Raw genomic sequence first — 6,534 nt, forward strand, 5'->3', positions numbered from 1 at the left:
AAAAACCACACCAGGTAAAACTATAAATGATCCGACCGCGCAAGGTCTTTGCTCAGCATTGGCTTAAAAGTGAAAAAGCACTCGACGCAATTATTAAAGCAGCAGAGTGTCAACAGAGCGATCGCATCCTGGAAATCGGCCCAGGAACGGGTATTCTCACTCGTCGCTTACTACCTTTAGTACAATCTCTACTAGCAGTTGAAATAGACCGCGACTTATGCGAACTATTGGCAAAGCAACTAGCTAAAAGAGAAAATTTTCTACTTTTACAAGGAGATTTTCTCACCGTAGATTTACCATCTCACTTGGTAGCGTTTCCTAATTTCCAAAAGCAAAATAAAGTAGTAGCCAATATCCCCTACAATATTACAGGCCCAATTATTGAAAAACTACTCGGTACTATTGCTAACCCCAACCCCGAACCGTTTGCCTCAATAGTGCTGCTGGTACAAAAAGAAGTAGCAGAAAGATTGTACGCCCAAGCAGGGTCAAAAGCCTTTGGTGCCTTGAGCTTACGAGTACAATATTTAGCCGAGTGTGAATTAATTTGCACAGTCCCAGCCGCCGCATTCCATCCACCCCCAAAAGTCGATTCAGCAGTGGTAAGATTGCGTCCCAGAAAAATAGAGATTCCAGCACTCGATCCTAAACAGTTAGAGACTTTGGTAAAGTTAGGATTTGCCGCCAAGCGCAAAATGTTACGAAATAATTTGCAATCAGCCGTAGAACGCGATCGCTTAACCCAATTACTGGAACAATTAAAAATAAATCCTCAAGCCAGAGCCGAAGACCTCAGCGTTGAGCAATGGGTAACTCTGGCAAATGAGTTAAAAGTTAAAAGTGAGAAGTGAAAAGTTAAGAGTGAGGAGTGAGGAGTGAGGAGTTAAAAGTTAAAAGTCAACTGCGAGATAGTCGTCTAGATTTAAAACTCAAAATTCACTCACTCCTAACTCCCAACTCCCAACTCCCAATTCCTAACTCCCAACTCCCAACTCCTAACTCCCAACTCATAACTCCCAACTCCCAACTTTCAAAATGCATTCCTACAGTTTAATTGCCCCTGCTAAAATCAATTTGTATTTGGAAATCATTGGCCATCGCCCTGATGGCTATCATGAGTTAGCAATGATACTCCAAAGTATTTCCCTGGGAGACCGCATTAATATAGTATCCACAAGCAATGAAAGTATTCGTCTCCACTGCAATCACCCACAAGTACCTATAGATAAAAGTAATTTAGCATACAAAGCAGCGGAATTAATGGCGAGGGAATTTCCTGAAGCCTTTGCTAAGTATGGGGGTCTGGAAATTAGCATCGACAAACAAATTCCTGTAGCTGCTGGGTTAGCTGGAGGTTCGACAAATGCAGCCGCTGTGTTGGTAGGAATAGATCTACTCTGGAAATTGGGACTAACTCAGTCAGAATTAGAAGAATTGGGAGCAACACTCGGTTCAGATGTACCGTTTTGTGTATCAGGTGGAACGGCGATCGCCACAGGTAGAGGCGAACAACTTTCTCCATTACCAAGTTTGGATAACATATATATAGTATTGGCAAAATACCGCCGTTTAGAAGTTTCTACTGCTTGGGCTTACAAAACCTATCGCCAGGAATTTGGTGATTCTTATATTAGAGATACCAACGACTTAGCAGCACGGGCTAATGCAGTCCACTCAGGAGAAATAGTAAAAGCGATTTTTGAGAAAAACGCAGAAAAAATAGCCCAAAAACTGCACAATGATTTAGAACGTGTAGTATTACCAGCTTATCCCCAAGTACTGCAACTCCGAGAAGTCTTTGCAAATCAAGAAGGCGTTTTAGGAACAATGATGTCTGGTTCTGGGCCGACAGTATTTGCTCTTTTTGATTCTGAACAGCAAGCAGAAAAAGTTAAGCTGCATGTCAGAGAAGCAATTTCCGATGAAGACTTAGAATTCTTTGTGAGTCGGACAATTACACACGGTATTCAGGTGGCATCTTCAGTTTAAAAATGGAGAGTGGTGAGTGAAAAAGGCGAGAGGACAAGGACAAAAACTCCCCACTCAACACTGCTTGTTTTCCCAATTGAAAATCCCAAATCTAAAATCTAAAATTGTATGAGTGACCAAAATCTAACCCCAAAAACAGATTCTCAAGTTCAGGTGACAGCAAGCCCGTTGCGTTCGATAATTGGTGCTGTAATTTCTGGAGCAATGGCATTTGGACTGTATTCGCTAATGATTAGCATCGCCACTAGTTTTGCTACCAAACCTGTCCATTCATTGAATCCATTAGTAATAAAAATTACTTCGGCTGTCCGCACATTAGTAGTTGGTGTAGTTGCTTTAGGAAGCGGCATCTTTGGCATAGTAGCAATTGGTTTGTTGGCGTTGACACTGCAATTATTAATACAGCAGTTAACTAAACCGAAAATTAGCGAAAGCTGAGAATTTGCTATGAATCAACAACCTAAAGAGACAAGTTTTTCCAAGGAACCATGATTTTTAATTAATTGTAGTTTCGTAGTTTTCGAGGATTCAAGAAGTTGTTGTTGTTTCCTCCAAGTTTTTGGTGAAAGACCGTGATGTTGACGAAACTGGCGGGAAAAATGACATGTATTTTGATAGCCTACTGCAATACCAATCTTCTCAATTGTTTGATTGGTATTTTTGAGTAATGGACGTGCTGCTGCCATGCGCCGTTTAACAATCCAAGCGTTTACAGTTTCTCCTGTTTGCTTCGCCACCCGGTTGGTTAAATAAGCAGGTGAATAACCAACTGCAACTGCAACATCAGACAAAGTAATTCCTTGGTGATAATTATCTTCAATGAAGTCGAAAACTGATTGTAATTGAGGAATAGATGGAAAAATGGACTCAGAGTTAATAGACGAAGCTAGCGATCGGTTAATTTGATGAGAGTTATTTGTATACCAATACTTTAATAAAGCTTGCTTTTCAAATCGGACAGCGATCGCTCTGAGTAAATCCTCTATGGTAGAAGGCTTGGTCAAATAATCATCTGCTCCCAACTCCATACCTTTACGAAGATCCGCTTGAGTATTACTACCAGTCAAAAAAATGAAAGGAATAATAGCCGTATCAGGATATTGACGCAGTGTAGTCAAAACACTGTAACCATCCATATCTGGCATTAGAATATCGCAAATTACCAAGTCGGGTAAATTCTCTTGTGCTTGCTGAATACCAGTCAAGCCATTTTCAGCACCTATGGTATCAAAACCTTGAGCCTCAAGAACCTCTAAGAAGACATTGCGGGTAACTGCATCATCTTCAATAACAAGAATTTTTTTCGATGATTCGTGTATCATTTTTCCATCAATAGGATTTTTGTGGCAGGAAATGACGATCGAACTTTGTTCTGAGTGTTCTCTAAAAATCTATAAGTCCTTATCCGAACATAGTTACTAGTTAATAACTACGAAAACTGCATCTAGGAACAAGTAAATTTCAACTCTAATTCTGGCTCTAGCATCAATGGAAAGTTCAATTCAACTTACCTGTACCCACCAGAATTTATATATCTGGTTACTCCATCAAATAAGTTAGATCCACAGTCATTAATAAGTTGCTAATCACAGCTTTGTCAAATTCTCAATCCTGTTGTTCTTTAGTCAAAAATAAAATGCATTAACAAGCATCAGATATACGTTATGATTTTAATTTTGATTTTAACAATAAAATATGATTTTTTTATAATGGTAATGTAAAGATATTTTTGCAGTTATTCTAGCTATAGACAAATGTTATGTACCATTTTTTAAATCTATAACTAAATATAATACCAATGTCTAAAAGAACGTAGACTAATCAAAATGATTATTAATCACTAATATAAATTATTCTCGATTCTATATTCCAATACATTCTTTTTAATTCATAGAGATTCAATCATTAAAAATAGTTTTTGCTAATTTAATTTTTCTTTGTTCATTCAGGGATTAAACTATATAAATATAAACACTGTCATCTGTCACAAGGTATACTTTTTTTAGATTAATCTTATGCTTATCCAGTCAAATATCCTCCAAAAGGAGTAGAAGGTATCAAGCAAATAGGTACCTTTAATACTTTTTTTGTCGTCAAAGGATCTTAACGCCTTCTAAAAGGCCTAATTGTAGAACCCAGAAGTTCCTGAATTCCGTATGCATTCACAGATAAAACTTCATCAGAACTATTGTGCCTTCTGCCAGTCCAAGTTAGTTTTCCTAAAGAAAATAAATTAGATTTAAAAAACAAAAAAATAGACACGTCCATCAAAAAATTTTTCATATACTAGTTTAGCTAACATTGAGTAAGCTTAATGAAGAAGCTGCTTCTGCAATACGGTTCATCTATAAGAGCGGGTTAAACTAGATATTTATTTTATCAGTTATACCCGCCCCTACTTTTAATATAAATTTGTCCTAATAATTTCTTGATTCATGGGTTTTTATGTCCTCGAACTATAGGTATAAAAATGCTGAAGATGAAATAAAAAACACAAGCCAATGAATTGTCGAGAAAAAATACTTAAATATATCTCAATTAAATCTCGATACTCATGTATTAGAAGTTTATATAAATTCAATAATTTCGCTCATTGGAATAATGTTACAAAAAATATACTATAAAAAATTTTCAAAATAAATTTCAGTACCAATAACCTGTGAATTAAAGACTTATTCTAATAGTATAAAAGAGCACCTGTCATGAATCAAAACATTACTGGTTATCAAACACAAATGAGTAAAAAAATTAATAACGAACAAATTGAGCAAATACTCAAAGCAATTATCGCAGGTAAATATTCTTGGGCCTGCGTTTTAATCCTCCGCTTTTCGGGTTACAACCCAATAGATTACATACCCTATCGCACCTACATTAGATTGTTGAAAAATAACTGTTTAGTTGACACTTCCAAATCTAGTCAAACTAATAGTGAAGGTATGGAAACTTTAAATTTTAAATCCACTTGGCTTCAACTATGAAAAATTAAAAGACGGTGTTTTTACACACGTTCATTGAAAAACAACATTTCGGCGTAGCCTTACATATTCCAATTCATACTTTTTTGTCATCATTAACATATGACTTATCCATTTACGACGACACATAATACTCATTTACTACAACCTACTCTCAAGGAGATTGTATGGCAGAAAAAGTATGAAGTTGCACAAATTCAGCAGGAAATGTCTTTGGCTTCGTTGCAACGTCAGTTAACTGCTGCACCTACAGTACGAGATTTTTTAAGCGCTTTGCAACAAAGTCATTACCGACCTTGTATTATTGCAGAAGTGAAAAAAGCATCTTTAATTCATGGAATCATCAAACAAGACTTAGATCCAGTTGCCATTGCCAAAGCTTATGAGCGTGGTGGTGCAACTTGTATCTCTGTGGTCACCGATCACAAGTTCTTTCACGGTAGTTTTGAAACTTTACGCATTATCCGCCACAGAGTAACATTACCTCTACTTTGCAAAGATTTTATTTTAGATCCTTGCCAAATTTATTTAGCACGAGCAGCAGGCGCAGATGCTGTACTACTGATTGCAAGCATTCTGTCCGATCGCCAACTGCAAAACTTTTTACGAGTAATTCACTATCTAGGGATGAACGCTTTAGTAGAAGTCCGTACTTTGGCAGAGCTGGATCGGGTACTAAAGCTTGATGATGTACGTCTGATAGGAATCAACAATCAAAGTCTTGAAGATTTTAGCATTGATATCAATACAACTGGGCAGTTGCTGGCAGCTAGGCGATCGCAGATCCAGAACTTGGGCATCAGTATAGTCAGTGAGTCCGGCTTGTATACACCTGCTGACTTATCCTTTGTTTCTGAAGCTGGGACACATGCTGTCTTGCTTGGAGACCCTTTAATCAAACAAGAGGATGTACAGCAGGCTGTACGTAACCTGCTGCAACTAAATCTTTCTAACCACAACAGCTTTCTTAAGAAGGCAATCAAGGAAAGATTGTTTTGAATTGAATGATTGAACAATATCACCTTGATTTCTCCTTTTGCCCAAGTCAGACAGGTGAAAGCACTACTGTTCAACGAATTTAGCCAATTCAGAAAAAATTTTCGTTTAACCCTTGACAATACCCAATAGACTCGTTACTCTAGATAAGTGTGAAGGCGAGAGAAAAAACGCCGTCAACGACTGAACCGTAAAAATACAATACTTTGAAAGCTTCAAGATAACTAATCCTCGTCAAGTAAGTCTAATTTGGGGTTACCAAATCGAGACTAACTAAAAAATTATAACTAGGATTCCGAAAAAGATATAGTCTTGTTTCGGATAACAAACTCAAAACACAACAAAACGGAGAGTTTGATCCTGGCTCAGGATGAACGCTGGCGGTATGCTTAACACATGCAAGTCGAACGGTGTCTTCGGACATAGTGGCGGACGGGTGAGTAACGCGTGAGAATCTAGCTTCAGGTCTGGGACAACCACTGGAAACGGTGGCTAATACCGGATGTGCCGGAAGGTGAAAGGCTTGCTGCCTGAAGATGAGCTCGCGTCCGATTAGCTAGTAGGTGGGGTA

Annotated in this window: 6 protein-coding genes and 1 rRNA gene; 6 read left to right on the forward strand and 1 reads right to left on the reverse strand. The window is 37.8% G+C overall.

All coding sequences use genetic code 11. The features are described from left to right. The first annotated feature begins 26 nt into the window (after positions 1-26). The 3 genes from rsmA to VF06_RS16110 all read left to right on the forward strand — a co-directional run bounded on the left by rsmA (position 27) and on the right by VF06_RS16110 (position 2,427). Positions 27-851, forward strand: coding sequence for a 16S rRNA (adenine(1518)-N(6)/adenine(1519)-N(6))-dimethyltransferase RsmA (gene rsmA / locus VF06_RS16095; RefSeq protein ID WP_099071236.1), 825 nt, complete (start codon positions 27-29; stop codon positions 849-851). A 184-nt stretch (positions 852-1,035) separates the two neighbouring features. Beyond that, a complete protein-coding gene (gene ispE / locus VF06_RS16105) occupies positions 1,036-1,989 on the forward strand; it encodes a 4-(cytidine 5'-diphospho)-2-C-methyl-D-erythritol kinase (RefSeq protein WP_099071238.1) in 954 nt (317 codons plus the stop codon). 108 nt (positions 1,990-2,097) lie between these two features. Next, positions 2,098-2,427, forward strand: coding sequence for a DUF3082 domain-containing protein (locus tag VF06_RS16110; RefSeq protein ID WP_099071239.1), 330 nt, complete (start codon positions 2,098-2,100; stop codon positions 2,425-2,427). Positions 2,428-2,441: 14 nt separating this feature from the next. Here the strand turns inward: VF06_RS16110 and VF06_RS16115 are convergent, their stop codons facing one another. Continuing rightward, complete coding sequence (locus VF06_RS16115) at positions 2,442-3,311, reverse strand: response regulator transcription factor (protein WP_099071240.1); 870 nt, start codon at positions 3,309-3,311, stop codon at positions 2,442-2,444. Between the two features lie 1,380 nt (positions 3,312-4,691). Between VF06_RS16115 and VF06_RS16125 the strand changes: the two genes are divergently transcribed. The 3 genes from VF06_RS16125 to VF06_RS16135 form a co-directional block, all read left to right on the forward strand. Next, on the forward strand, positions 4,692-4,970 hold the full coding sequence (locus VF06_RS16125; RefSeq protein ID WP_099071241.1) for a HetP family heterocyst commitment protein: 279 nt from the start codon (positions 4,692-4,694) through the stop codon (positions 4,968-4,970). Between the two features lie 99 nt (positions 4,971-5,069). Then, positions 5,070-5,966 (forward strand): indole-3-glycerol phosphate synthase TrpC, encoded by an 897-nt coding sequence (trpC, locus tag VF06_RS16130; protein WP_099071242.1) that lies wholly within the window; start codon positions 5,070-5,072, stop codon positions 5,964-5,966. Positions 5,967-6,305: 339 nt separating this feature from the next. Beyond that, positions 6,306-6,534: ribosomal RNA gene (locus VF06_RS16135) — 16S ribosomal RNA — on the forward strand; the annotation flags it as partial.

Origin of the sequence: Nostoc linckia z4 (assembly GCF_002608075.1) — a bacterium.
In the GTDB taxonomy this organism is placed as follows: Bacteria; Cyanobacteriota; Cyanobacteriia; order Cyanobacteriales; family Nostocaceae; genus Nostoc; species Nostoc linckia.

What these genes read in the sequence shown, in the direction of transcription:
- VF06_RS16125 (WP_099071241.1), top strand. Translation starts at nt 4,692, where the DNA reads ATGAATCAAAACATTACTGGTTATCAAACACAAATGAGTAAAAAAATT.
- trpC (WP_099071242.1), top strand. Translation starts at nt 5,070, where the DNA reads ATGACTTATCCATTTACGACGACACATAATACTCATTTACTACAACCT.
- VF06_RS16115 (WP_099071240.1), bottom strand. Translation starts at nt 3,311, where the DNA reads ATGATACACGAATCATCGAAAAAAATTCTTGTTATTGAAGATGATGCA.
- rsmA (WP_099071236.1), top strand. Translation starts at nt 27, where the DNA reads ATGATCCGACCGCGCAAGGTCTTTGCTCAGCATTGGCTTAAAAGTGAA.
- VF06_RS16110 (WP_099071239.1), top strand. Translation starts at nt 2,098, where the DNA reads ATGAGTGACCAAAATCTAACCCCAAAAACAGATTCTCAAGTTCAGGTG.
- ispE (WP_099071238.1), top strand. Translation starts at nt 1,036, where the DNA reads ATGCATTCCTACAGTTTAATTGCCCCTGCTAAAATCAATTTGTATTTG.